Below are 23,679 nucleotides of genomic sequence, written 5' to 3' on the forward strand. Positions count from 1 at the left end.
GGCCATGGACGTCAGGGACGACGCGGTACGGGCACGCACCACCGCTTCCACGCTCATCGACGACGCTCCCCCGGCGGTGTCGCGGCGGCTGCGGCGCATCACCGTCATCGCCACCTTCGGCGGACTCCTCTTCGGCTACGACACCGGTGTCATCAACGGCGCCCTGCCGTACATGACCGACGACCTCGGCCTGACCCCGGTCACGGAAGGCATGGTCACCAGCTCGCTCCTGCTGGGGGCCGCGCTCGGCGCGGTCACCGGCGGCCGGATCTCCGATGCGCGTGGAAGGCGACGCAACATCCTCCTGCTGGCCGTGCTGTTCTTCATCGGCGCGGTCGGCTGCACGCTCGCACCCACCACCGCGGTGATGGTGGTGGCGCGGTTCGTGCTCGGCCTCGCGGTCGGCGGTGCATCGGTGACGGTGCCGGTGTACCTCGCGGAGATCTCGCCCCCAGAACGGCGCGGCGCGCTGGTCACTCGTAACGAACTCATGATCGTCAGCGGGCAGTTGCTGGCCTTCACCTCCAACGCGATCATCGCCGACGTGGGCGCCGAGTCCGGCGGCGTCTGGCGCTACATGCTGGTGATCGCGACGATTCCGGCCGTCGTACTGTGGTTCGGCATGCTGGTGATGCCGGAGAGCCCGCGCTGGCTGGCCTCTCAGAGCCGCTTCGGCGAAGCCTTCGAGGTGCTCAAGCAGGTCAGGTCCGAGGCCCGCGCGCAGGCCGAACTCAGCGAGGTGAGCGCGCTCGCCGTCAAGGACGAGCAGGAGAAGCTCGGCGGCTGGAGGGACATGCGGGCCACGCCCTGGGTGCGCAAACTGATGGTCGTCGGCTTCGGCATCGCCATCGTGCAGCAGATCACCGGCGTCAACACGATCATGTACTACGGCACCCAGATCCTCACCGACGCCGGCTTCGCCGCCGACAGCGCCCTCACCGCGAACATCGCCAACGGCGTGATCTCGGTACTGGCCACCTTCGTCGGCATCTGGCTGCTCGGCCGCGTCAGCCGCCGCCCGATGCTGATGACCGGTCAGATCGGCACTACCGTAGCCCTGTTGCTGATCGGCGTCTTCTCCCTGGCCCTGCCCTCGGGTGACGCCCGGGCCTACGCGGTACTCGCCATGACCATCAGTTTCCTCGCCTTCCAGCAGGGCGCGATCTCGCCGGTGACCTGGCTGATGCTCTCGGAGATCTTCCCGATGCGGATGCGCGGCTTCGGCATGGGCGTCGCGGCCGTCGTGCTGTGGCTGACCAACTTTGTGATCGGCCTGGTCTTCCCGTCCCTGGTTTCCGGGATCGGGATCTCCAACACCTTCTTCCTCTTCGTGGTGGCGGGGATCTTCTCCCTCACCTTCGTCAAGCTCTACGTCCCCGAGACCAAGGGCCGCACCCTCGAAACCCTCGAAGCCGAACTCCGGGCGCGTTTCTCCTGATCAGCTCTCTCAAGGAATCGACCATGACCGTACGTGTAGGTGTCATCGGCGCCGGAATGATCGGCCAGGACCACATACGACGACTCACCGAGGTCGTCACCGGGGCCGCCGTCACCGCGGTGACCGACATCGACGCGGCCCGTGCGGCGGAGGTGGCAGCCCGCGTCGGCGCCACCGCCCTGCCGACCGGCGCCGACCTGATCAACTCCCCCGACGTGGACGCCGTCCTCGTCACCTCCTGGGGTCCCACCCACGCCGAGCACGTCCTGAACGCCGTCGCGGCCGGCAAGCCCGTGTTCTGCGAGAAGCCCCTCGCCACCACCGCCGAGGACTGCCTGCGCATCGTCGAGGCCGAACGCGCTCACGGACGCCGCCTCGTCCAGGTTGGCTTCATGCGCCGCTTCGACGCCGGCTACCGGCAGATGAAGGAGGTCATCGCCTCCGGCTCCCTCGGAGCCCCGCTGATCGTGCACTGCGCCCACCGCAACCCCACCGTCCCGGACGGCTACACCTCCGCCATGGCCGCCCAGGACACGGCCGTGCACGAGATCGACGTCCTGCGCTGGCTGCTCGACGACGAGATCGTCACGGCCCAGGTGATCACACCGTGCGCGACCAGCAAGCGGTTCGAGCACCTCAAGGACCCTCAGATCATGTACTTCGAGACCGCGAACGGCGTCCGTATCGACCTCGAGGTCTTCGTCAACTGCCAGTACGGCTACGACATCCAGTGCGAGACCGTGGGCGAGGAGGGCCTCGTCCGGCTGCCCGACCCGGCCGCCGTCGGCGTCCGCACCGCCGGGCGGCACGGCACCGCCGTACTCCAGGACTGGAAGGGCCGTTTCGTGGACGCCTTCGACACCGAGTTCCGCGAGTGGATCAACGCCATCGCCTCCGGCACCGGGCCCACCGGCCCGTCCGCCTGGGACGGATACGCCGCCACCGTCATCACCGACGCCGCCGTCCGCTCCCTGGAGTCCGACGGCACCGTCGTCACCGTCGACATGAAGCCCCGACCGGCCTGCTACGGAGGCACCGCATGAAGATCGCCCTCGACCCGTACATGTTCCGCGCCCTGCCGATCGACGACATGGTGCGCACGGTCTCCGAACTCGGCTACGAATACATCGAGTTGTCGCCCCGCGACGACTTCATGCCCTTCTTCCTCCACCCGCGGGCGGACGACGAGCGCATCGGCGAGCTGAAGAAGTCCCTGCGCACACATGGCGTCCGGCTGTCCTCCGTGCTCCCGCTGTACAAGTGGTCCTCGCCCGACGAGACCGAGCGGCAGGCCGCCGTCCGCTACTGGAAGCGCATGATCGAGATCACCGCCGACCTCGAATGCCCGCTGATGAACTCGGAGTTCAACGGACGCCCCGAGCACGCCGCCGAGAGCGAGGCCGCCTTCTGGCGCTCGCTCGAGGAACTGCTGCCGCTGTTCGAGCGCGAGGGCATCGCGCTCAATCTGGAGGCCCACCCGGACGACTTCTGCGAGGAGAACACCCCCGCGGTCGACCTCGTCCGCGCCATCAACAAAACCTGGGTGAACTACCTCTACTGCGCCCCGCACAGCTTCCACCTCTCCGGGCCCTCGGAGGTCGGTGCGGACATCGCGGCCATGATGCGCTACGCGGGCGACAAGCTCCGGCACGTGCACATCGCGGACTCCTTCAACCACAAGGGTTCCAGCGGCCTGCGGTACATCCTCAACCCGCCCGGCACCCCGGCCCGTATCCACCAGCACCTGGACATCGGCCAGGGCGAGGTCGACTGGGACGCCTTCTTCGGCACCCTGCGCGAGATGGACTTCGACGGCGTCGCCACCGCCTGCGTCTTCGCCTGGGAGGAGCGGGCCCGAGAGTCCTCGGCGTTCATGCTCGACCGAATCCGCAAGGAACTCGCCTCGTAGCAGCGGGTTTCCGCCCGGCTCATGGGTCTGGCTGGAGCGCACTGCCGAGGACCGGCCACTCGTCATCGCCGGCCTCGGAGGACAGGAGCCAATGAGCGGCATGCTCAACCCGAAGCCGGAAACACCCACACAGAAAAAGGGCCCTCACAGGCTCTCGCCTGCGAAGACCCTTCGCACCGTCGGGACGACAGGATTTGAACCTGCGACCCCTTGACCCCCAGTCAAGTGCGCTACCAAGCTGCGCCACGTCCCGATGCGTCCGAACCGCGGTGACCCGCGTGATCGTGCAGGTAAACCCTACCTCACGCAGATGGATGGCCGTGCACGGGCAGTCATCGTCCGCGTGTACGAGCGACGCCGTTCCTCGGGGCCGCCGTGTCGCGCCCTGGCAGGAGGGCAGGCTGCCGCGCCACCAGGAACGGCGGTTCGCCCGGCAGGCAGGGCGGGCGAGGCACTTACGGGTCGACCCACCCCGGGTGGGGACTCACGGGTCGACCCGGGGTGGGTGAGACTCACGGGCCACCCACCCCCGGCCGCACCGATCAGGCGTTGGGGTCGAAGGAGATACCGGCCGGCTTGGCCTTCTCCAGGTGGTAGTTGAAGTTGCCGTCCTTGAGGCCGAAGACGGCGCTGCCGAAGTCGTACGCGCTCAGCTTGTCGCGCAGCCCCGCCGGGTAGCCGTTCCAGCCGACCAGGGTGGGGAACTGCCACGTGTGGTAGTGGTTCTCCGGGGGTTCGTCGTTGGAGTTGGCCGGGCGGAAGCAGTGCGTGCTGATGCCGTCCTTGTGGTAGACGACCTTGGGGTGCGTGCCGTCCCAGCGGATCTGGTCACGGCCGTAGATGTTGAAGTTGCCGTGGGCCGAAGTGGACACGTACTTGGCCTCGTTGTCCTGCACCCACACCACGACGTGTTCCCAGTCGTTCCGGTGTCCGCCCAGGCCACTGCCGGCGACGGCCTGGTCCTTCTCGAAGTAGAGGCCGTACATGATGGCGCACCAGCCGTTGTTGCACTTCTCGCGCGAGTAGCCGTTGGTGTTGTCCAGGTCCCAGGAGTCGTGGCACTGGCCGTTGAGAGCGCCGGACGGCTTGAGGCCGCCGTTGACGGTGCCGTCGGGGCCGATGGCGGGAGTGGGGTAGCAGCCGTCCGTGTCGTAGTCGTAGGCGGGCTGGAACGTCTGCTCCAGCCCGTCCGCGTTCGCGGGCAAGGCCTTCGGCGGGTCGGCGAGAGCGCTGCCGGGGAAGGCGACGACGAGCGCGACGGCGCCCCCGAGGATGAGCGAGACCCTGCGGATCCGCGAGCTTTTCTTCACTGCGTCCTCCTGATCGACCGCGGCGTGGGGGCAGGGCAGACCAGGCGGTCGTGTTGGCATGCCCAGCTCAGCTTTCCCGGCCGTTGTCGAGAACACCAGCGTCTGGAGGTGTCAGAGCGATGAAGGATCAACCAATTGGCGGAACGGGGTTGCCCGTTGGGCGTCGAGGGCACGCTCGCCGCCCAACTTCCGGGCCCGGAGGGCTGGTTGCCACTGGGCCCGGAAGGGTGACGCGACGGGGCGCGCCCGCTCGGGCGGCTACACCTTGCCGTCGGCGAGCTTCCACTCGCGGTGCAACGTGCCCAGCGGGATGCTGTGTTGGAGAACGGGTGTACCGAAGATGGACAGCTGAATGCGCAGGGTGCCGGTCAGGTCGACGCCGCCGTAGACGGCCCAGGCACCTGACGCTCCCGCACCGGTCTTCGCCGTGGCACCGGTCGTGGACGTGGCGTCGAGCGAGCCCGCCGCCTCACCGCGGAGATACGGGGCCAGGTCCGCGGTGACGCCGACGGTGCCGTACAGACCGACGGTGGCCTCCGCACCGAGGGACGCCTTCACGCCCCCGGCCGCGGTGACGGCGGTGCGCACCGGGGAGCTCGTCATGTGCGACTCGTTGACCGGCGTCCAGCCCTTGGCCGGGCCGAAGGTGCCACCGGCCTTGAAGTCACCCTTGAGGTCCTGCTCGATGTCGACGGTCACGCTTCCGTCGGCACTGATCTGGAAGTAGCAGGTCAGATCGAGGTTCACCACAACGGGAATCGGGCCGACCTGAAGCACGGGGTCGGCGTGCAGCTTCGCGAACGGCACCCGCACAGGCTGGGCCGAGGCCGCCGCACGCCCCTTGACCGCCCACCGCGAGGTCCAGTCGCCGGACACGCCGAGGTACGCCGCCCCCGGTCCGGAGCCGGCCGAGTCGCCGCCGTAGGAGAAGTCGACCTCGGGCGCGACCTGGACGAAGCCGGAGACGGACGCCGTCGCCGAGGCCGGTGCTCCCGCCGCCGTGCCGACCTTCGCCCCGACATCGACCCGCAGGCTCCCGAGCGGGACCTTCGTACCCTCGGGTCCGGAGTGGATGTCTCCCGTCTTCGCCCAGGAGACCTTCACGTCGGGCAGCAGCCGCTCGACGTCGAAGGAGGCGGGATCGACGGGGACGGAGCCCTTCGCGTCGTCGTCACCGAGCAGCGTGTCCAGGGTCGTCGGCGCCGTCTGGACCTCGGTGCCGTCGCCACTCTCGCCGATCACCTTGGTGACCTTGGCGAGGAGTCCGTCCGGGGCGCCGGGCGCGGGGGCGCTGGCGATGACGTCGCCCACCGCGGTGCCGTGCGGCTTCGCGGTGTTCCCGGGGGACGGTGCCGCGGTCCTCGTCTCTCCGGAAGTCCCTTTGCTGGTAGGTGATATGACGGCACGTCGGGTATGGCTGTCGTACGACTTCACCTTCAGCGCGGTCTTCCGTGCCTTGCCGCCCGCCGCGCCCGGCCGTGCGACGGCGGTCGAGGTGGCTGCCGCCTCGGGGGCGGCGGCGACGGCGAGCGGTTGGCCGGCGTCGGTGGTGCCGGAGGTGGCTTCGGCGTCCTGAGCCCGAGTGGCGGTGGAGGAAGAGTGCGCCTCGGGCCCCGCGGAACAACCGGCGGCGAGGAAGAGGGCGGATGCGGCGAGCGCGGGCATGACGGCGCGCAAGGGCCGCTTGCGGATACGCAAGGTCAGTCCTGAGGGGGGTGGGGGTGGCAAGGGATTACCAGCGGGTAACCGGGAGTGAGCCTGTCATGAACCTGTGAAACCTCGCTCCACATTCCCGCACAGTCCGAGCGTGATGTGCGCCACGCGCACGAGTGAGGAGCGATTCGAGGTTCTTCTCCAACTCCCCCGGGAAACAACACAACTGATGGCCCATCGGTGTGCCGCGGGTTGACGAGCATGCCCAGGCTTCCAGGCTGCTACAGGCGGAGGTTCGGCCTCATGAGCGAAGACCCGAAGGGCCCCGGAGTCCTCGACTGGATCGCGGAGAACTCCTCACGGCATCAGCGTGATCCCGAGCGCACTCAGGACGACAGAACCATTGGCCGTCTGCGCCTCGGGGTCGGAGCCATCGGCATCATGCTGCCGCCGGCAGTGCCGTTGGGCAACGAGATCCTCCGTGCGTGGGGGTCCAAGACCCTGATCATGCCCGGGTCCATCAGCGGCTCGTACTACACCGGCACACGGAATGTCTTCGTCGGGAGCCTCTGCGCGCTGGGCGTCTTCCTCATCTGCTATCGCTACAACAAGCGTGAGGACTACTTCAGTTCGGCGGCCGGAGTTTTCGCCCTCGCCGTCGCCTTCCTGCCGACGTCACCAGACCATCCCACCCCACGACAGGACGCGATCGGCATCATTCATCTCGTGTGCGCGGCGCTTCTGCTCCTCATGCTGGCGACGTTCTGCATCCTGTCCTTCTGGGACCCGGCACCGACGGACAGGCGATACGTGAATCGCCTCTATCTGATCGCCGGTGCGTCCATCGTCGTCTTCACGGCCGTCGCCGGAATCGCGCAATTGACCAAGTGGGGTACTCACTGGACCTTCACGTCCGTATACATCTGCGAAACGCTGGCCGTCTGGGCGTTCGGCATCGCCTGGCTGACCGCGGCCCTCGAAATGGGAGCACTCAGGCGAACCAAGGAACGCACCGAAGAGCTCCTGAACCTCCCTGACCCGGCCGAGCAGTAACCAGCGCGTTCACCGGAAACCGGTTCCCGGAGTCCCGTACTCCACCTGTGCCTCCGGGGCTGTCCGGGAACCCGGGACCTAGGCGGCGTCCCTCCGGGGCTCCCACCCCTCGTACGCGGCTGTCAGCAGACCCAGTACGCCGTTCGCCGTGACCTCGCGGGGGTTGGGGTACGACTCCTTGGCAGTGAGCGCGGCCGCGACCGGCAGGTCGGGTTCCTTCAGGCCGAGTTCGGCGAGCGTGCGGGGAGCGCCGAGGCTTCCCGCCAGCTCACGCAGGGCGCGGGGGACGTCGTCGGTGTTCAGGGCGCGTGACAGAGCGGTGATCGCCTGGGGCGCGGCGGACGCGTTGTAGGCGAGGACGTACGGGAGGACCACCGTGTGGGTCTCCGCGTGCGGCAGGCCGAAGGTGCCACCGAGGACATGGCAGAGCTTGTGGTGCAGGCCCATGGTGGTGGCGCCCAGGCAGGCACCGCACAGCCAGGCGCCGTACAGGGCGCGGCTGCGGGCGTCGAGGTCGCCGGGGGCGGCGGCCACCTGAGGCAGGGCCGCGGTCATCGCCCGTACACCTTCCTCGGCCATGAGGGAGACGAGGGGCGAGGCATCGGGCGCGTAGAGGGCCTCGGCCGCGTGCGCGACGGCGTTGATGCCGCTGGTGACGGAGAGCGGGACCGGAAGCGCGAGGGTGAGCTCGGGGTCGTAGACGACGCTGCGGGGCTGGACGGCCAGGTCGCGCCCGGTGCGCTTGGCGCCCTGCTCGGTGAGGCCCCAGACGGGGGTCATCTCGGAGCCGGAGTAGGTGGACGGAACGGCGATCAGCGGCAGGCCGGTGCGCAGCGCGATCGCCTTGCCGAGGCCGATCGCGGAGCCGCCGCCGACCGCTACGCATCCGTCGGCGCGCAGCTCGCGCGCCACCTCGACGGCCCGGTCGGCGACCTCCACGGGCACATGCATACGGGCCTCGGCGTGCAGTCCCGCGCACGCGTCCCCGAGCGCGTCCGCGACCGCCCGCGCGGTGGCCTCGCCCCGGCTGCCGCAGACCACCAGGACCCTGTGCAGACCGAGCCGCGCGGCTTCGCCGGGCGTCGCGGACACCGAGGCGCCGGGGCGGAAGACGACTCGCGCGGGCCTGGTCTCGTACGAGAAGTCGAGCGGGGTGCTCATCGGGACTCCAGTACGAGGTCGAAGCGTGCGTGCCGGAAGGGGCTGGGAATGCCGAACTCCCGCGCCAGGGAGGGGTCGTCGGTCTCGGCGAAGTCGTGGACGAGGCTCTCCTTCACGGCGAACACCGCGTCGGAGTCGAGGTAGGGGCTGCCCGCCACAAAGATGTGGGTGGTCACGGGGACATGGCCCTCCGCCGACGCGATGAAGTGGATGTGGGCGGGGCGGTAGGGGTGGCGACCGGTGGCCCGCAGGAGGTCACCGACCGGTCCGTCCGTGGGGATCGGGTACGGGCTGGGCACGCAGGTGCGGAACCAGAAGCGGCCCTCGGCGTCCGCCGTGAAAAGCCCGCGTCCGTTGCCGGGTGGCTGGACGTCCGGCCGCTGTACGTCGTAGTAACCCTCGGCGTCGGCCTGCCACACATCGAGGACCGCGCCGGGCAGCGGGGTGCCGTCCCGGGACAGCACCCGGCCGCTGACCACGCACGGCTCGCCGCTGCCCACCAGGTCGATGTCGGCGCCGAGTTCACGTACCGGCGACTCGGTCATGTGGAAGGGGCCGAGGACGGTCGACTCGGTGGCGCCGGGAGCACGGTGGCCGCCCAGGGTCTCCACGAGCATCGAGATGCCCAGGACGTCCGACAACAGGATGAACTCCTGACGGGTGTCGGTGCACATCTGCCCGGTCACCGTGAGGAAGCCGATGGCGCGCTCCCACTCCCGCATCGTCGGCTCCGTCTCGCGTACGAAGTCGTGGAGGTGGCGGGTGAGTGAGCTCAGCAGCTCGCGCAGCCGCGGATCGGCCGTGTCCTCGAGGCTGTCGACGACTGCGCCCGTGATGTCCGTCGTGAATTCCGTGGTCATGCCGCTCCCCTGGTCACGCTGGTCATCCTGCCAGGCATGCGCCTTGAGCCACGAGGTCGTCGGAACTCATAGTTCGAAGCTGACGAACCCGTCCTCGGCGTCCCGCTCCGGCGCCATGACGGTGTAGCCGAAGCGGTTCTTGAGAGCGCTGACGTCCCACGTCGCCGCGCGGTCACGGTAGTTGAAGACGATCTCCTTCTCGTCGCCCCCGTGTTTGAGGATGCGGGCGACGGCGATCTCGTGGGGATGGTCGTGCCGGGCGCCGCTCGTGGATATCAGATAGCGGTCGCAGTCGATCAGGCCGAGCAGCTCGTTCGAGAGGTTGTGATCACTGCCGTGGTGGGCGACCTTGAGGACATCGACGTGGAAGCGGCCTCCTTCCTCCTCGGCCCGGGGCCGTATCGACTCCACGAGCCTGCGGTCGTCGGCGTCGCCGGTGAGGACGACGCGCTTGTCCTCGAACTCGAAGAGCAGCCCGATGCTGGTGAGGTTCGTCTTCGAGGTGTCCGGCTTGAAGGGCGACGCGGCGAGCTGCTCCACGTTCGGGGCACCGAAGTGCTCGAATCCCGGCACCGGAGGGAGTTCGTCGGGGTCCCGGCCCGGAATCAGGCCGTTCTTGGCACACTCCGCGCTCCAGACAGGGGCCAGCCGCTCCAGTTGCCCCCGGTCGGGCGAGAGCACGCCCATCGTGGAACCGTCGTCGAACCAGGCGAGATCCCGTCCGACTTCGACGCTGCGCCCGCCGAACGCGTCGTTCCACGGCACCTTCTGCGCCAGCAGAGCACTCGTGAGCTTCTCGCCGTCCACCGCACCGAACCCCTCGGCGTCGAGGAGTTGGTCGAAGCCGTTGAACCAGACGTCCCCGAACTCCACCGACCGATCGGGGTCGTCCATCAGCGCGAGTACGCCGAGGATGTGGTCCTGGTCGACATGGGTGACGACGAGGAGGTCGACCAGGCCGTCGAGCCCGGCCAGCGTCGGCTTGATGAGCGGATACGTGCCCGAGCGGCCCCCGTCGACGAGGATCCGGCGTACGAAGGTGTCGTCGCCGTACTCCAGGAGCAGGCAGTCGCCGTCCTCGCCGGGCATCATGGTGAACCTGATCATTGCGGCCTCCCAGGCGGACTGGTCATGGCGATCTCCGGCGCCGTGCTGTCAGGGCGGCCTTGTGCGACCCTCTGCGCCGATCGGTCTGGCCGCCTTCCGTGCCGGCGGTCATGGCGACGTTCTGTAGAGCGCGACGATCACGAACGGCTCGCGCGTGTCGACGCGCCACGACAGGCGGCGGGCCTGATCGAGCCGGTCCACGCACTCCGGGTCGTCGGGGAACTCGGAGAGCCCGTGGATGAGGCGGCTCAGGCCCAGGGTGAAGACCGGCACTCCGCGGTCGAACGCCTCGACGAGCGCGTCGCGTGCCGCCTGCCGCTCCTCTTCGGTGTGCGCCCGGCGCAGATGGCGCATGGCCCACAGCAGGGATCCGTCGCTCATCCAGTCGAACTCGTGCCGCAGCCGGGAGAGCCACGGGTCCCAGCGACGCGGCCGCTCGGCCAGCTCGCTGCCGACCAGGACATAGGCGCCGGCCACCGCCGCGAGCGGGTTCGTCATCTCGCCGTAGAGCATGCTCTCCGCGTCCTTGACGAGGGTCGCCGCCGAGTCGAAGGCGCCTCGGACCATGTAGCCCAGAGCTGGTCCCACCCGGCTGTCGCGCACGGTCACCGAGACGGCGCTGCCGGTCGGGCTCTGGCGCTCGTTGACGAGGACCTCGATCTGCGCGGACCCCCAGGGTGCCGGGAGGGTGACGACGTATTCGCTGCCGGCCAGCGAGACGACCAGGAACTGCCGTGGGCCCGTTGGCCCGCCGCGTGCGGGCCCACCGAGCCGGGGCTCGCCGTGCTCGTCGACCGGACCGTGCGGGCCGAATCGGTAGAGCCGCGCGGCCGCGTCTCCCAGATGGAGACTGGGGACCGAGCGGGGCACCGAGTGGGCGATCTCCAGCACCACCGGTCCCCGCGCGGGCTCCTCGGCGAGCTTGAGCAGGGACGCGAACTGCCAGCTCGCCACCTTGGGGTCGCCGACCCATGCGGCATGGCCGGGTTCGACGACCGAGGACCACTCCCGGACCCCGGAGCTCGACCCACGGGAACGGGGCACCGGCGTCTCCGCGCCGTCGTGATAGGCCCCGTAGGACTCGATGTTGCCCATCAGGTACTGCCAGGAGTGCGACTCGTACGGCGACGGTGGCGTGCACAGCGTCACCGGTGTGTCGGTGGCTTCCCGCGCCTCGGCGTCCTTGGAGAGCAGGACGCCGGAGGGCAGCGTGGCGGACACGATGTAGCGGCCGGCTTCGACCTCGAAGCGCGCCGGCGGAGCCGAAGCCCCGCAGGGGAAGAGGACGTTGCGGAGCGACTCGCCACCGCCGCCGTCGGCCGGGTAGATGTTGCCGACGACCTTCGCCTCGGCCGCGACGTCGGTCTCGTTGAGACTCAGCGCGACCCGCACGCTCAGGACGGCGCTCATGGTTTCACCAGCTGTACGCGGCGGAAGACCGGACGGACGGTGACGGACTTGGTCAGCACGTCGTGGTCGCCGAGTCTCGCCTCGAAGTCGTAGTTGCCGAAGCTGAGTTCGATGGCCCACTCGCTCTGCGGATCCTCCTCGTCGACGTCACCGGGTGGCCGCCGCAGCCGCTCCTGGCCGCCCTCGCGGCAGACGAATTCGGCCGCGGCGTTGTCCTCCGCGCACTCACAGCTCACATAGACCGGGACGATGGGCGGATCGGCCAGCTCGTGCAGCACGAACACGGGCAGTTCGCCGACCGAGGGGACCTGGACACCCGCGACCGCTCCGGCGAACTGCGGCTGGTGCATGAAGTGGTCGATCGCTTCGAGGAGATGGGAGGTGTTGACCCTCCAGTCGCCCTCTGGATCGTCGCTCGCCGCACCGGCGAGGCTCTTGAGCAGCGCCTCGGTGAACAGGCTCACCTGCCCCGGCCGGGCGTGCGAGCGGTCCCCGGCCAGGGTGGCGTAGTACGGAATGTGGAAGCGTCTCGGTAGATCGAGCGGACGCGTCCCGGCCCCGAGCGGCGTCCGCCCGGCGAACCTCGCGCCCGAACACTCGATCAGCACATCGGAGTTGGACCGGCAGGCGTCGACGAAGAACACCTGCTGGGAGGCCTTGCACCGCTTGAGTCCGTTCATCAGCCCCGCGAAGTCCAGCGCGTCGTTGAGGGGGTTGTGCTCGTCGGCGAAGATGTCGGCGGCAAGGAGCGCCATGTCCTCGCCTTGCGAGACGCCGTGTCCGCAGAAGTAGAAGACGAGCCGGTTGTCGACGTGGCTGTCACCGCGGTCGTACCACTCCGTGATCGCGACGAGGATGTTGTCGATGGTGGCGACGTCGACGTCGTGGGGGGTCCCGGTACGGGGGTCGACGAACGGGGCCGGCTGCTCCTCGCTCAGCAGCAGGGCCAGGCTCCCGAGTGGCCGCTGCGGATCGTTGTACTCGGACAGGAGCCAGGTCGCGAGGGCACGGGCGGAGACGGGGGGCGAGCTGAGCTGCCGCATTCCGTCGGAGTCCGCCACCGGCGCCTCGCCACCTGCGAGATGCGGGTACTTACCGACGCCGATGACCAGCGCGTGGGTGCGCGGAAGACCGGTGTCCTCTTCGAGGTGAATGACGGAACCGGCCATGGATCCTCCGGAACCCGACTGCGCCGGGGACTGCCCGCGACTGGAGACCACCCGCGAGCAGCATTTCCCTTATTATATTTCTACGAGCCCGATATGTCATGGTATGTCAGCGAACGCGAGGACCGACATGCCCAAGAATCTCGTCATCTGCCTGGATGGCACAGGCAATCAGTTGAAGGCGAAAGGGAACACCAACGTCGTCCGGCTCTACGAAATGCTGGACCTCTCCGATCCCGCCCGGCAGATCGCCTACTACGACCCCGGCGTCGGCACCTTCTCCGCCGCGGGCGCCTGGACACCCGTCGCCCGACACCTGTCAAAACTCCTCGGTCTCGCCGTCGGCTCCGGAATGAAGGCCAACCTCGCCGAGGCGTACACGTATCTGATGGAGCATTACCAACCGGGCGACCGGATCTACGTGTTCGGCTTCAGCCGCGGCGCGTACACGGCCCGCGCGCTCGTGGGCATGCTGAAGGCGGTCGGGCTGATGCGGCCCGGCATGGAGAACCTCGTCCCGTACGCCGTGTCCGTGTACGCCAAGAACAAGGACTGGACCCGGCAGGACTGGGACCAACTCCACCATTTCGCGGGCGCCTTCAGCAACGCGGTCGAGGGGCGCGTCGGCATCTCCGTCGCCTACCTGGGGATCTGGGACTCCGTGAAGGCGTCCGGTGTGCTGCGCTGGAACCTGCGGTGGCCGTACACCCGTCAGCTCCCGAACGTCCGCCGTGTCCGCCATGCCGTGTCCATCGACGAGAAACGCAGGCCCTACCGCGAGTATCTGGTCACGCCCGACAAGAAGCATGACGCCCCCGGCTCGGTCGAGCAGGTGTGGTTCGCCGGGGTGCACTCCGACGTCGGCGGGACCTTCGACGACGATCCCCGGCTCCCGACCGTCGCCCTCAAATGGATCGTGGACGGCGCCCTCGACGAGGGCCTCCTGCTGAAGGCCGGGGCGTACGCGCGCGAGGTGCCCCTCGTGCCCGAGGACGCGCTGGGGAAGGTGCACCGGATGGGCTGGATCTGGGCCCTGCTCACCTACCGGCGCCGGAGACTTCCGCGGGACGCGCAGGTGCACGCGAGTGTTCGGACGCGGCTGGAGAAGGATCGGGAGTACGCGGACCGGATTCCACCCGAGGTGGTCTGGTCCGACACCGAATGGCTCACCCCTCGATGGCCGCACGTACTGCCGCCGACAGCCCCGGGGGCTACGGTCGACCTGATGCGACACGCGCGCGGCAGCCGACACTGAAAGTATGATCAACCAATGTCTGACATGACCGAAACCACGCCCGGCTGGCTGAGTTCCGACGAGCTGGAACTGGCCCGCGCACGGATGCCGATCCTGTACGTCGAGGCGGTACCGGTGCGCGTCGACGACAGCGGCGAAGTCACCCACATCGGACTCCTGCTGCGCATCGGTCCGGACGGGACGGTCAGCCGCACCCTCGTCTCCGGCCGGGTGCTGCACCACGAGCGGGTCCGGGACGCCCTCCTGCGCCACCTGGAGAAGGACCTCGGCCCGGTGGCACTCCCCCAAGTCCCGGCCTCCCTGCAGCCCTTCACCGTCGCCGAGTACTTCCCGACACTGGGGGTCACGCCCTTCCACGACCCCCGCCAGCACGCCGTGTCCCTCGCCTACATCGTCCCGGTGACCGGCGACTGCCGTCCCCAGCAGAACGCTCTCGACCTGGTCTGGGTCAGCCCCGAGGAGGCTTCGTCACCCCTGGTCCTCGACGAGATGCCGGGCGGGCACGGGGTTCTGCTCAAGCAGGCCCTGGCGCATGTCGGCTGTCTGTCCTGAACTCAGGCACCGAACAGGTACGTGCACAGCTCCGGGGCGGATCCTGCGGGGCGCTCACCACGACCGGGGGCATTCGCGAATGTCCTGTACGTCGTACTCGGCGAAGAGTTCGTCGACGTAGCTGCGCCATCGACGGCTGCCCCGTCCCGCGGCCCTGGACCGAGGTCGGCGCGATCTGACCGACCACTGCGCCGATGTGGGTAATTATGCGGCGAAACTTGGCAATTGCGAGGAACCGGCCGGTAATCTTCGAGCGTCAGTCAGAGCACAACGAAGGAAGTCTGGCCATGCCGTTCAACCTGGGGGAGCAGGTCAATTTCGGCGGTGAGGTCGCCGTCGTGCTGGCGGACCACGGAGACGGTGGCTACCTGATCTCCAGCGGCCCGGCGCAGTTGCCGATCGTGGTCCCCGCCGACACCCTCGAGGACGCCCAGCACAAGCCCGCCGACAAGCGGCTGTTCACCCCCACCGCACCGCACCTGCTCTCCGTGGACGACTTCCTCGACGACCCGGACGAAGTGCGCAGGATCGCGCTCAACGCCGAGTACCACACCAATCTGGCGTACTTCAAAGGTCTGCGCAGCGACAACCGGTTCCTCTGGCCCGGCCTACGCGAGGAGTTCTCGCGGCTGCTCGGTACCCCGGTCACCGAATGGCTCGGGCACAACGCCAACGGCGTCTTCCAGCAGACCGCGCACGACGACCCGCTGGTCTGGCACCACGATTCGCAGAGTTACGCCGCCGCGATCTACCTGAACCCGAACCCGCCCGCCGGTGCCGGCACCAGCTTCTGGCGCGACAGGACCTACGGCTGCCGGCGCGCACCCAGCCATCCGAAGGAAAAGGCGCGCCTCGGCAGCCCCGAGGCCTTCGAGGCCGCGCGCTCGGTCGTCTACGACCCGTACAACATCGAGCACGAGGACAACTGGGAGCTGATCGAGTCGGTCTCCGGCCAGTACAACCGGCTGGTGATCTGGGACGCGAAGCTGATGCACTCGGCCACGTCGTACGAGCACTTCGCCGGGGAGCACGGCACCCACCGCCTGGTGCAGCTCTTCTTCTTCGACATCAACACCTGAGGCGGGCGGGGGTGAGCCGACCCAGTAGGGTCGGCTTCTCCCACGGATGCCGTAGATCCTGGGCAAGCGGGCGGGCGGGCCTGAGCTGGGTGTATACGGCGATGATCAGCCAAGGCCACCGGTCGGCCGCTTCCGGCTCTCACAGCCGGGGCTTCGTCCGGCCCAGGGTCTGCTTGAGCAACCGGAATGTGTGCTCCAGATCGAACCGCCGCAGGAACGCCTGCCAGGCCCGGTCGACGTCCGCGTCGGTAGTGCCGGTCTTCGAGGACCGCAACCACACTGCCGGCGCCTCGCGGTCCTTCGACAGGTGCTCGACCTCCAGTCGGATCAACGCGCCTTCGATCAAGGGGAGTTCGCCCTCATCGTCCAGCCAGGCGGCCCTGTGGATCAGTCGCGGGTGGACCCGGTCCCATGCCTGTGTGACGGCCTTGCCGTAGAAGTTTGAGCACCCGACCCTGTCACCCCCTACGGCGCGGCGAAGGCCGCGGCGGAGACAGGGGTTCGCCTCGCGCACCCCGATGCCGTCATCGCCCGCACCTCGCTGATCATCGGCGACCGGCGGTCTGCGCACGTACGCATGGTGCATGACCTCGCGGCCGGTACCCGAAACGGCGTGCTGTTCACCGACGACATCCGCTGCCCCGTGCATGTCGCCGACCTGGCCGCCGCCCTGCTGGAACTCGGATCCGGTAAGGCGAACGGCGTTCACCATCTGGCAGGAGCCGACGCCGTGAGCCGTCACGAGCTCGGAATCCTCATCGCCGAGCGCGACGCGCTCGACGCCTCCCGACTGCCTACGGGTCTGCGGGCCAATAGCGCACTTCCCGGGGCACTCGATGTCCGCCTTGACAGCCGCGCCACCCAGCACAAGCTCCACACCACGTTGCGCGGTGCTCGCCAGTTCCTCGCCCTGGGTGCCTAAGCATCTTCTTGCAGCGGCGCGATCGACCACGATCAGACTTCGATGAGGCAGGACAGCCGGAGGTTGAAGAACACATGGAGAAGCTGTTCCAGATCCCCTTGATCACGCTGAGGGATCACGCTGCGGCCTCCATGTCTCCACATGGGTGACGCTCTGCTGAAGCGACAGCACCCTCATCTCCCACGATGCGTGCGGGCCGCCGTCGCGGACACGGTCCGCAACACGCCGCTTCGGTCGGCGACCTGTCTCCGTCACGGGGTCGCTTCGACCATGTCCAACGAGGCCAGCAGGTCCTGGACGGGAATGCGCCCGCTCGCCACCAACTGGGCACCGCTGCGCCGCATGGCGCGGGCGAAGGGTGCCGCCCACACGTTCTCGTACACGAGGATTCCGGCGGAGCTGTTCGGCTCCAGCGCGTTCCCGGCCTCGTCGATGTCGTCCTGGCCCAGCAGCCCGGACGAGGCGCCCTCGAAGACGGTCAGGTCCACCTCGTCTCCGAGATCCGTCAGTTCCAGCGCGGCAACCGAGCCGTCGCTGTCCTTCCGGATGAAGACGAGGTCGAGGATGCGGATGATGCCGCGGTCGACCAGATCGACGAGCAGCGGGAAGCCCTCGCCCGTCATGCGGTTGCCGGGAAACTCGACGACCAAGTAGTCGACGGGGCCCATCTGCTCCACGTCGTCGCTCATGGCCACTCCTCACGAGGGGCTCGGGTTCGGGGAGTCCGGGCCTCGCCCGCCGCCCATCTCCGGCGGCGCTCGCCTCGAGAGACGGCGACGAAACGGACCTTCCCACCATTGCAGCACCCTGCGAAAGCCTTCGCACGTCCGAACAGCGAGCCACCCATGGAAGCCGGCTGCCGAGCGTGGTCAGCGCCTCGCCGTGACCCATGGCGCCACGATCAACCGGGTGACCGACCCGGCGTACGCGGCCGCCGAGCGCCGGCCGTCGACCGTCGGATTCGGACTGTCCAGAAACACAATATTGGTTGACCAATAATTGGCAGGCAAATATTTTCCTTGCCAGGAGGTCACATGAGTTTCGATACGCCTTCGGGCACCCGTGGTACCCGTCAGCCCGGCCGCGCGGTCAAGTGGTTCAACAAGTGGTCCATGCGCCGCATCCGCCGCAAGGGTGGCGCCAAGCTGATGGGCATGGACGCGCTGGTCCTGACGACCGTCGGCCGCAAGAGCGGGGAGCCCCGGTCCACACCGGTGGCCTGGTTTCCGAGCGAGAACGGCGGCTGGCTGATCGTGGCCTCGGCGGCCGGTGCCGCGAAGAACCCGGCGTGGTACTACAACCTCGCCGCTCATCCTGACAGGGTGCGGGTGGAGATCGGCAGCGTCACGACGAATGTCGTCGCCGTGCAACTTCAGGGCGAGGAACGCGAGAAGGCATGGCGGCAGATCACGACCACCATGCCTCGTTTCGCGGAGTACCAGGTGAAGACCGACCGGGAACTGCCCATCATCCGCCTGACGCCACGCTCCCTCAACTGAGGGATACCACCACGTCGTTGGTGCCTGCCCCGCTCGGCGCGGGGCAGGCTGTCCTGTTCAACGACCGTCCGCGGCAGCGTCGATCTGCATCACCACCGCCTTGGGCTCGGTGAAGAACTCGCGGCTGAAGGTGCCCCCTTCCCGGCCGATTCCGGAGTCGCCGGCGCCACCGAAGGGCGCCCTCAGGTCCCGTACGAAGAAGCAGTTGACCCAGACCGTCCCCGCCCGGAGTGCCGCGGCGACCCGGTGCGCGCGGTGCAGGTTTTCGGTGAACAGCATCGCGTTGAGGCCATACGTCGTGTCGTTGGCCAGTTCGATCGCCTCGGCCTCGGTGCTGAACGGGATCACCACGACGACCGGGCCGAAGATCTCCTCGCGGGTGTGCCGGGCCTTCTGGTCCATGTCGGTGATCACCGTCGGGCGGATCGTCCAGCCGTCGCCGCGCCCACCGGTCCTCAGGGTGCCGCCCTGTTCCGTGATGGTGTCCACGTATCCGGCGACCTTGGCGTGATGCTCCTCGGATGCGAGGGGTCCGATCTGGGTGGACTCCAGTCTCGGATCGCCGATGACCATGGCGTCCGCAGCGGCGACGAAACGGGTCAGGAACTCGTCGTACACCTCCTGCTGGACGTAGAGCCGCGAGCCGGCCAGGCACACCTGGCCCGAGTTGGTGAACACGGCCCTGATGGACCAGTGCACCGCATTGTCCAGATCGGCGTCGGCGAAGACCACGTTGGCGCCCTTGCCGCCCAGTTCGAGGCTGACCGGCGTCAGGTTGCGCGCCCCGGCCCCGGCGATGATGCGGCCGGTGCCCGATTCACCGGTGAAGGTGACGCGATCCACGGCGGGGTTCTCGGTCAGGGCCTGGCCCGCCGAGTCGGGGCCGTAGCCGTGGACGACGTTGAACACGCCCGGGGGCATGCCCGCTTCCAGGGCCAGCCGGGCCAGCAGGGTGGCCGAGACCGGGGTGTCCTCGGCGGGCTTCAGTACCACCGTGTTCCCCCACGCGAGGGCCGGGGCGACCTTCCAGGACTCCAGCATCATCGGGAAGTTCCACGGGGCGATCGCCGCGACGACGCCTGCCGGGTCGAAGCGCGTGTAGGCGTGGTGTCCCGTGTCCATGGGGTAGGCCTCGGACGTGGACAGCCTTGCGTGGTCGGCAAAGAAACGGAAGTTCGCCGCCGTACGAGGGACGTCGTTGCCGCGGGACTGGGTGATCGGCTTGCCCATGTCCCGGGTGTCCGCCATGCCGAGGTCGTCGGCGTGGGCCTCGATCAGATCGGCCAGGCGGTGCAGGATGCGCCCGCGCTCGGCCGCGCCCATCCGGGGCCAGGGTCCGGTGTCGAAGGCACGGCGGGCCGCGGTCACCGCGCGGTCGGCGTCGGTACGGTCGCCGAGGGCCACCTCCGCCCACGGCTCGCGGGTGTAGGGGTCGATCGAGGTGAAGGTGGCGCCGGAGAGGGAGGCCACCTCCTCGCCGTCGATCACATGGCCGTAGAACTCCATCAGTTCGCCCCTCCCCCGGCCTCGACTGCCGCCGCCTCCCGTTCGGCGATGGTGACGTCACCTGCCGCCCAGTGAGTCTTCGGCAGTTCCCGGACGGCGACGCGCACGCTCTGCTGCGGTACGTCCAGCGCCTTGACGACCGCTCCGGTCACCTCGTGGATCAGCGAGCGGAGCTCGTCCGGCGTACGGCCGTTGACGAGCGTGACTTCGATGAGCGGCATGTCAGCCTCCCGTGAGGTGGAGTGAACCGAGGTGGGTGAAGTGGACCGCGACGGTGGTGCCGGGCGGTACGGGTACGGCGTCCGTCATGCCGCCGGTCAGGACGAGCCAGCCGGGCTCGATCGCCAGGCCCCGGCGGCCGAGTTCGTTGGCGGCCAGGGCCAGTGCCTCGGCCGGGTGCCCTTGTACGGCGGCGCCGGTTGCACTGTCGGCGACCTGGCCGTCGACCTCGACCAGGCAGGCCTCCATCGCGAGGTCCAACTTCTCGGGCGGCAGGCCGACGGGGCCGGTGACGAAGCGACCGGAGGACGAGTTGTCGGCGACCACGTCGGGCAGGGTGAAGCGGAAGTCGCGATAGCGGCTGTCGATGACCTCGATGCCTCCGTGCACCGAGCCGACCGCGGCCAGCGCGGTGGCCGCGGTGACACCGGGACCGGCCAGCCGGTCCTTCATGACGAACACGATCTCTGGTTCCGCACGCGGGTGGATCAGCTGGTCCTGCGGGACCGGCGCGTCGGCCGGGAGCAGCATGGCGTCGGTCAGCCATGCGGTCAGCGGTACGTCGATGCCCATACGCTGCTGCTTGGCCCGCGAGGTCAGACCGAGCTTGATGCCGACGATGTGCTCGCCCCGGTTGAGCCTGCGCTGCAGCGTCTCGTCCTGCACCGCGTAGGCGGTGTCCAGGTCGAGGTCGGGCCACTCGTCGGTGATCGGACCGCGGTCGGTCCGGGTGTCCTCCGCCTCCAGCAGAGCCCTTGCGGCACGTACGAGATCCCAGGTCATCGGGCGGCCTCCGTCTTCTCGCGCTGTTCGGCGAGCCGCAGCGCGATGTCGATGATCATGTCCTCCTGGCCGCCGACGTAGCCGGCCTCGCCGACCTCCTGGAGGATTTCGTGGGCGGGGACGCCGTAGCGTTCAGAGGCCCGTTCGGCATGCAGCAGGAAGCTGGAGTACACGCCCGCGTAGCCCTGCACGATCGAGGAGCGGTCCATCCACGGCAGCCGGGGGATGAACGGCTTGACCACGTCCTGCGCCGCGGCGAGGGCCAGTTGGACGTCGACGCCGGTAGGGACGCCCATGCGCTCGAAGGTGGCGGCAAGCACCTCGGTCGGCGAGTTGCCCGCACCCGCGCCGAGCGCGCACAGGGCGCCGTCGATCTGCTGGGCCCCGCCCTGGTAGGCGAGAACGGAGTTGGCGACACCGAGGGAAAGGTTCTGGTGGCCGTGGAAGCCGACCTGGGCCTCGTGCCCGATCTCCTTGACCAGGGCCTGGACCCGGGCCTGCGCGTCGGTCAGCACCAAGGCGCCGGCGGAGTCGACGACGTACACGCACTGCGCGCCCGCGTCGACCATGATCCGCGCCTGCTTGGCCAGTTCATCCGGGCCGATGCGGTGCGAGAGCATCAGGAAGCCGACCGTCTCCATGCCCAACTCGCGTGCCGCGGTGAAGTGTTGGACGGATGTGTCGGCCTCGGTGCAGTGGGTGGCGATGCGGGCCACGCTCGCGCCGACGGAGTGGGCGCGCTTCAGCTCGGTCACCGTGCCGACGCCCGGCAGCATCAGGACGGCGATCTTCGCGTGGGTGGCCTCGTCGACGGCCGCGCCGATCAACCGGATCTCGTCGACCTTGGAGAAGCCGTAGTTGAAGCTGGAGCCGCCGAGTCCGTCGCCGTGGGCCACCTCGATGACCTCGACACCGGCCTTGTCGAGGGCGTGGACGACGCCGCGCACCTGTTCCTCGGTGAACTGATGCCGCATCGCGTGGGAGCCGTCCCGCAGGGTGGAGTCGGTGATGCGCAGCTTGCGCGGCACGTTGTTCCTTTCGGGGGTCATGAGGTCACCGCCGTGGTCTTCGCGCCCGCCAGCAGCTCGCCGACGCGAGCGGCCGCGGCCGTCATGATGTCCAGGTTTCCTGCCCAGGGCGGCAGGTAGTCCCCGCGGCCGCGCACCTCCAGGAAGACGGCAACCCGGGCCTGGTCCTTCCACTCGGGGCGCGGGTCGTCGAACTGCGGGTCGGCGCGCAGCGTGTAGCCGGGCACGTACTCGGCCACCTCGGCGACCATGCGGACGATCGACTCGCTGATCGCGTCGGGGTCGGCCTCCTCGGGGATCGCGCAGAACACGGTGTCCCGCATGATCATCGGCGGCTCGACCGGGTTCATGATGATGATGGCCTTGCCCTTGCGGGCGCCGCCGACCTGCTCGATGGCCTGCGAGGTGGTCTCGGTGAACTCGTCGATGTTCGCGCGGGTGCCTGGTCCGGCGGACCGGGAGGCGATCGAGGCGACGATCTCCGCGTACTCCACCGGCACCACCCGGGAGATCGCGTGCACGATCGGGATGGTGGCCTGTCCGCCGCAGGTGATCATGTTGATGTCGGGGGCGTCGAGGTGTTGGCCCAGGTTCACCGGCGGGCAGACGAGCGGGCCCAGAGCCGCAGGCGTCAGGTCGATCGTCTGGATGCCGGCTTCGGCGTAGCGCGGCGCGTTGGCGATATGCGCCTTGGCGGACGTGGCCTCGAACACCAACTCCGGCAGCTCGTCCCGGGACAGCAGCCAGTCGACTCCTTCCGCGGACGTCTCCAGGCCGAGCTTGGCCGCTCGGGCGAGTCCGTCCGAGGTCGGGTCCACGCCGACCATGTACCGCACGTCGACCGTCTCACTGTGCAGCAGTTTGGCGAGCAGGTCGGTGCCGATGTTGCCGGGGCCGACGATGGCCGCGGTGGCCTTGCTCATGAGGTCTCCTCGGTGAAACGTGCCGTGACGCCGCCGAGTCCGGCGTAGGCAGCGGTGACGGTGTCGCCCGCAGCGACCGGCACGGAAGCGGTGATGGAGCCGGGCAGCACGACATGCCCGGCCTCCAGGACCACGCCCCGCGAGCCGACGGTGTTGGCCAGCCACACCAGTGAGGTCAGCGGCGAGCCGAGCACGGCGCCGCTCGCACCCGTGCCGACGAGCTCACCGTTGCGGTGCAGCGTGCATCCGGCGAGGCGAAGGTCGACGTCGGCGAGCCGGGCCGGGGTACTGCCCAGGACGACTCCGCCGGACGAGGCGTTGTCGGCGATGGTGTCGACGATGCCGATGCGCCAGTCGCGGATGCGTGAGTCGATGAGTTCCAGGGCCGGCAGGACGAAGTCCACGGCCGCGGCGGCCTCCGCGACGGTGACCCCCGGTCCGGCCAGGGGGCGCTTGAGTACGAAGGCGATCTCCGGCTCCACCCGGGGCTGCAGGAACCGGGAGGCCGGCACGGGCGCGTTCTCCAGCCAGAACATGTCGTCCAGCAGGTGACCGTAGTCGGGCTGGTTCACGCCCATCTGGCGCTGCATGGCCGGGGACGAGAGTCCGACCTTGTGCCCCTTGACCCGCGCGCCGTCGGCCAACCGGCGGCGGATCTGCAGCAGTTGGATCTCGTAGGCGTCGGCGAGCGTCAGGTCCTGGTACTTGTCGACCAGGGGTTCGATCGGAACCCGGGTCTCGTAGGCGGCCAGGAGGACGTCCGCCGCCTCGGCCAGGGTCACGGCGGTCATGACGGCACCTCCTCGTCCTGCTCCGCCGGGCGCGCGGTCGAGTCCGTCATGGTGA

Annotated in this window: 22 protein-coding genes, 1 tRNA gene and 2 pseudogenes; 9 read left to right on the top strand and 16 right to left on the bottom strand. The window is 69.0% G+C overall.

Annotated elements, in window-relative coordinates:
* Window positions 1–4: 4 nt before the first annotated feature.
* From IEY95_RS10945 to IEY95_RS10955, 3 genes are read left to right on the top strand one after another with little or no spacing between them, the layout of a single operon-like run.
* A complete protein-coding gene (locus IEY95_RS10945; RefSeq protein ID WP_189185742.1) occupies window positions 5–1,438 on the top strand; it encodes a sugar porter family MFS transporter in 1,434 nt (477 codons plus the stop codon).
* Between the two features lie 23 nt (window positions 1,439–1,461).
* Window positions 1,462–2,481, top strand: coding sequence for a Gfo/Idh/MocA family oxidoreductase (locus IEY95_RS10950; RefSeq protein WP_189185743.1), 1,020 nt, complete (start codon window positions 1,462–1,464; stop codon window positions 2,479–2,481).
* The gene (locus tag IEY95_RS10955) at window positions 2,478–3,347 is read left to right on the top strand and encodes a sugar phosphate isomerase/epimerase family protein (protein ID WP_189185744.1); all 870 of its coding nucleotides are present in this window, start codon (window positions 2,478–2,480) and stop codon (window positions 3,345–3,347) included. The genes IEY95_RS10950 and IEY95_RS10955 overlap by 4 nt, the downstream gene beginning before the upstream one ends.
* Window positions 3,348–3,526: 179 nt before the next feature.
* On the opposite strand, the gene IEY95_RS10960 is transcribed toward IEY95_RS10955, so the two are convergent.
* From IEY95_RS10960 to IEY95_RS10970, 3 genes are all read right to left on the bottom strand, one after another.
* Window positions 3,527–3,600, bottom strand: a tRNA-Pro gene (locus tag IEY95_RS10960).
* Between the two features lie 289 nt (window positions 3,601–3,889).
* Window positions 3,890–4,657, bottom strand: coding sequence for an NPP1 family protein (locus tag IEY95_RS10965; protein ID WP_189185745.1), 768 nt, complete (start codon window positions 4,655–4,657; stop codon window positions 3,890–3,892).
* Window positions 4,658–4,915: 258 nt separating this feature from the next.
* Complete coding sequence (locus tag IEY95_RS10970; protein ID WP_373294460.1) at window positions 4,916–6,349, bottom strand: hypothetical protein; 1,434 nt, start codon at window positions 6,347–6,349, stop codon at window positions 4,916–4,918.
* Window positions 6,350–6,613: 264 nt separating this feature from the next.
* On the opposite strand from IEY95_RS10970, the gene IEY95_RS10975 reads away from it, so the two are divergent.
* Window positions 6,614–7,363, top strand: a complete 750-nt coding sequence (locus IEY95_RS10975) for a hypothetical protein (protein WP_189185746.1) — start codon at window positions 6,614–6,616, stop codon at window positions 7,361–7,363.
* A 78-nt stretch (window positions 7,364–7,441) separates the two neighbouring features.
* On the opposite strand, the gene IEY95_RS10980 is transcribed toward IEY95_RS10975, so the two are convergent.
* The 5 genes from IEY95_RS10980 to IEY95_RS11000 all read right to left on the bottom strand — a co-directional run bounded on the left by IEY95_RS10980 (window position 7,442) and on the right by IEY95_RS11000 (window position 13,070).
* Window positions 7,442–8,524 (bottom strand): maleylacetate reductase, encoded by a 1,083-nt coding sequence (locus tag IEY95_RS10980; RefSeq protein ID WP_189185747.1) that lies wholly within the window; start codon window positions 8,522–8,524, stop codon window positions 7,442–7,444.
* A complete protein-coding gene (locus IEY95_RS10985) occupies window positions 8,521–9,384 on the bottom strand; it encodes an intradiol ring-cleavage dioxygenase (RefSeq protein WP_189185748.1) in 864 nt (287 codons plus the stop codon). Before IEY95_RS10985 ends, IEY95_RS10980 begins: the two co-directional genes overlap by 4 nt.
* 66 nt (window positions 9,385–9,450) lie before the next feature.
* The gene (locus tag IEY95_RS10990) at window positions 9,451–10,491 is read right to left on the bottom strand and encodes a ComEC/Rec2 family competence protein (protein ID WP_189185749.1); all 1,041 of its coding nucleotides are present in this window, start codon (window positions 10,489–10,491) and stop codon (window positions 9,451–9,453) included.
* Window positions 10,492–10,599: 108 nt separating this feature from the next.
* Window positions 10,600–11,901: a hypothetical protein gene (locus IEY95_RS10995; protein ID WP_189185750.1), complete on the bottom strand. Its 1,302-nt coding sequence runs from the start codon at window positions 11,899–11,901 to the stop codon at window positions 10,600–10,602.
* A complete protein-coding gene (locus IEY95_RS11000) occupies window positions 11,898–13,070 on the bottom strand; it encodes a caspase family protein (protein ID WP_189185751.1) in 1,173 nt (390 codons plus the stop codon). The genes IEY95_RS10995 and IEY95_RS11000 overlap by 4 nt, the downstream gene beginning before the upstream one ends.
* A gap of 127 nt (window positions 13,071–13,197) precedes the next feature.
* Between IEY95_RS11000 and IEY95_RS11005 the strand changes: the two genes are divergently transcribed.
* The 3 genes from IEY95_RS11005 (at window position 13,198) to IEY95_RS11015 (ending at window position 15,953) form a co-directional block, all read left to right on the top strand.
* Complete coding sequence (locus IEY95_RS11005; protein WP_189185752.1) at window positions 13,198–14,322, top strand: T6SS phospholipase effector Tle1-like catalytic domain-containing protein; 1,125 nt, start codon at window positions 13,198–13,200, stop codon at window positions 14,320–14,322.
* A gap of 24 nt (window positions 14,323–14,346) precedes the next feature.
* On the top strand, window positions 14,347–14,874 hold the full coding sequence (locus IEY95_RS11010; RefSeq protein ID WP_189186012.1) for an NUDIX hydrolase family protein: 528 nt from the start codon (window positions 14,347–14,349) through the stop codon (window positions 14,872–14,874).
* A gap of 287 nt (window positions 14,875–15,161) precedes the next feature.
* A complete protein-coding gene (locus tag IEY95_RS11015) occupies window positions 15,162–15,953 on the top strand; it encodes a DUF6445 family protein (RefSeq protein ID WP_189185753.1) in 792 nt (263 codons plus the stop codon).
* Here IEY95_RS11015 and IEY95_RS11020 read toward each other — a convergent pair.
* Window positions 15,949–16,389, bottom strand: a pseudogene (locus tag IEY95_RS11020) (NF041680 family putative transposase); the annotation flags it as partial. The gene IEY95_RS11015 and the pseudogene IEY95_RS11020 sit on opposite strands and share 5 nt — an antisense overlap.
* A gap of 12 nt (window positions 16,390–16,401) precedes the next feature.
* Between IEY95_RS11020 and IEY95_RS11025 the strand changes: the two are divergent.
* Window positions 16,402–16,875 (top strand): annotated as a pseudogene (locus tag IEY95_RS11025) (sugar nucleotide-binding protein); the annotation flags it as partial.
* Window positions 16,876–17,126: 251 nt separating this feature from the next.
* On the opposite strand, the gene IEY95_RS11030 reads toward IEY95_RS11025, so the two are convergent.
* Window positions 17,127–17,564: a DUF6325 family protein gene (locus tag IEY95_RS11030; RefSeq protein WP_189185754.1), complete on the bottom strand. Its 438-nt coding sequence runs from the start codon at window positions 17,562–17,564 to the stop codon at window positions 17,127–17,129.
* A gap of 345 nt (window positions 17,565–17,909) precedes the next feature.
* Here IEY95_RS11030 and IEY95_RS11035 point away from each other — a divergent pair, with 345 nt between their 5' ends.
* On the top strand, window positions 17,910–18,374 hold the full coding sequence (locus tag IEY95_RS11035; RefSeq protein ID WP_189185755.1) for a nitroreductase/quinone reductase family protein: 465 nt from the start codon (window positions 17,910–17,912) through the stop codon (window positions 18,372–18,374).
* Between the two features lie 57 nt (window positions 18,375–18,431).
* On the opposite strand, the gene IEY95_RS11040 is transcribed toward IEY95_RS11035, so the two are convergent.
* The 6 genes from IEY95_RS11040 to IEY95_RS11065 are packed head-to-tail and all read right to left on the bottom strand — an operon-like array spanning window position 18,432 to window position 23,624.
* On the bottom strand, window positions 18,432–19,880 hold the full coding sequence (locus IEY95_RS11040; RefSeq protein WP_189185756.1) for an aldehyde dehydrogenase: 1,449 nt from the start codon (window positions 19,878–19,880) through the stop codon (window positions 18,432–18,434).
* Window positions 19,880–20,101: a tautomerase family protein gene (locus tag IEY95_RS11045; RefSeq protein ID WP_189185757.1), complete on the bottom strand. Its 222-nt coding sequence runs from the start codon at window positions 20,099–20,101 to the stop codon at window positions 19,880–19,882. The genes IEY95_RS11040 and IEY95_RS11045 overlap by 1 nt, the downstream gene beginning before the upstream one ends.
* Window position 20,102: 1 nt before the next feature.
* Window positions 20,103–20,882, bottom strand: coding sequence for a 2-keto-4-pentenoate hydratase (locus IEY95_RS11050; protein ID WP_189185758.1), 780 nt, complete (start codon window positions 20,880–20,882; stop codon window positions 20,103–20,105).
* Window positions 20,879–21,931 (bottom strand): 4-hydroxy-2-oxovalerate aldolase, encoded by a 1,053-nt coding sequence (gene dmpG / locus IEY95_RS11055; RefSeq protein ID WP_189185759.1) that lies wholly within the window; start codon window positions 21,929–21,931, stop codon window positions 20,879–20,881. Before dmpG ends, IEY95_RS11050 begins: the two co-directional genes overlap by 4 nt.
* A complete protein-coding gene (locus tag IEY95_RS11060; RefSeq protein ID WP_189185760.1) occupies window positions 21,928–22,833 on the bottom strand; it encodes an acetaldehyde dehydrogenase (acetylating) in 906 nt (301 codons plus the stop codon). Before IEY95_RS11060 ends, dmpG begins: the two co-directional genes overlap by 4 nt.
* Window positions 22,830–23,624 carry a 2-keto-4-pentenoate hydratase gene (locus IEY95_RS11065; RefSeq protein ID WP_189185761.1) on the bottom strand — a complete coding sequence of 265 codons (795 nt, stop codon included), beginning with the start codon at window positions 23,622–23,624 and terminating at the stop codon, window positions 22,830–22,832. The genes IEY95_RS11060 and IEY95_RS11065 overlap by 4 nt, the downstream gene beginning before the upstream one ends.
* Window positions 23,625–23,679: the final 55 nt, after the last annotated feature.

Origin of the sequence: Streptomyces albiflavescens, from assembly GCF_014645835.1 — a bacterium.
GTDB lineage: Bacteria > Actinomycetota > Actinomycetes > Streptomycetales > Streptomycetaceae > Streptomyces > Streptomyces albiflavescens.

What these genes read in the sequence shown, in the direction of transcription:
- dmpG (WP_189185759.1), bottom strand. Translation starts at nt 21,931, where the DNA reads ATGACCCCCGAAAGGAACAACGTGCCGCGCAAGCTGCGCATCACCGAC.
- IEY95_RS11005 (WP_189185752.1), top strand. Translation starts at nt 13,198, where the DNA reads ATGCCCAAGAATCTCGTCATCTGCCTGGATGGCACAGGCAATCAGTTG.
- IEY95_RS11015 (WP_189185753.1), top strand. Translation starts at nt 15,162, where the DNA reads ATGCCGTTCAACCTGGGGGAGCAGGTCAATTTCGGCGGTGAGGTCGCC.
- IEY95_RS10990 (WP_189185749.1), bottom strand. Translation starts at nt 10,491, where the DNA reads ATGATCAGGTTCACCATGATGCCCGGCGAGGACGGCGACTGCCTGCTC.
- IEY95_RS11060 (WP_189185760.1), bottom strand. Translation starts at nt 22,833, where the DNA reads ATGAGCAAGGCCACCGCGGCCATCGTCGGCCCCGGCAACATCGGCACC.
- IEY95_RS10980 (WP_189185747.1), bottom strand. Translation starts at nt 8,524, where the DNA reads ATGAGCACCCCGCTCGACTTCTCGTACGAGACCAGGCCCGCGCGAGTC.
- IEY95_RS10975 (WP_189185746.1), top strand. Translation starts at nt 6,614, where the DNA reads ATGAGCGAAGACCCGAAGGGCCCCGGAGTCCTCGACTGGATCGCGGAG.
- IEY95_RS10955 (WP_189185744.1), top strand. Translation starts at nt 2,478, where the DNA reads ATGAAGATCGCCCTCGACCCGTACATGTTCCGCGCCCTGCCGATCGAC.
- IEY95_RS11040 (WP_189185756.1), bottom strand. Translation starts at nt 19,880, where the DNA reads ATGGAGTTCTACGGCCATGTGATCGACGGCGAGGAGGTGGCCTCCCTC.
- IEY95_RS11000 (WP_189185751.1), bottom strand. Translation starts at nt 13,070, where the DNA reads ATGGCCGGTTCCGTCATTCACCTCGAAGAGGACACCGGTCTTCCGCGC.
- IEY95_RS11035 (WP_189185755.1), top strand. Translation starts at nt 17,910, where the DNA reads ATGAGTTTCGATACGCCTTCGGGCACCCGTGGTACCCGTCAGCCCGGC.
- IEY95_RS10995 (WP_189185750.1), bottom strand. Translation starts at nt 11,901, where the DNA reads ATGAGCGCCGTCCTGAGCGTGCGGGTCGCGCTGAGTCTCAACGAGACC.
- IEY95_RS11010 (WP_189186012.1), top strand. Translation starts at nt 14,347, where the DNA reads ATGACCGAAACCACGCCCGGCTGGCTGAGTTCCGACGAGCTGGAACTG.
- IEY95_RS11045 (WP_189185757.1), bottom strand. Translation starts at nt 20,101, where the DNA reads ATGCCGCTCATCGAAGTCACGCTCGTCAACGGCCGTACGCCGGACGAG.
- IEY95_RS10985 (WP_189185748.1), bottom strand. Translation starts at nt 9,384, where the DNA reads ATGACCACGGAATTCACGACGGACATCACGGGCGCAGTCGTCGACAGC.
- IEY95_RS11065 (WP_189185761.1), bottom strand. Translation starts at nt 23,624, where the DNA reads ATGACCGCCGTGACCCTGGCCGAGGCGGCGGACGTCCTCCTGGCCGCC.
- IEY95_RS11030 (WP_189185754.1), bottom strand. Translation starts at nt 17,564, where the DNA reads ATGAGCGACGACGTGGAGCAGATGGGCCCCGTCGACTACTTGGTCGTC.
- IEY95_RS10950 (WP_189185743.1), top strand. Translation starts at nt 1,462, where the DNA reads ATGACCGTACGTGTAGGTGTCATCGGCGCCGGAATGATCGGCCAGGAC.
- IEY95_RS11050 (WP_189185758.1), bottom strand. Translation starts at nt 20,882, where the DNA reads ATGACCTGGGATCTCGTACGTGCCGCAAGGGCTCTGCTGGAGGCGGAG.
- IEY95_RS10945 (WP_189185742.1), top strand. Translation starts at nt 5, where the DNA reads ATGGACGTCAGGGACGACGCGGTACGGGCACGCACCACCGCTTCCACG.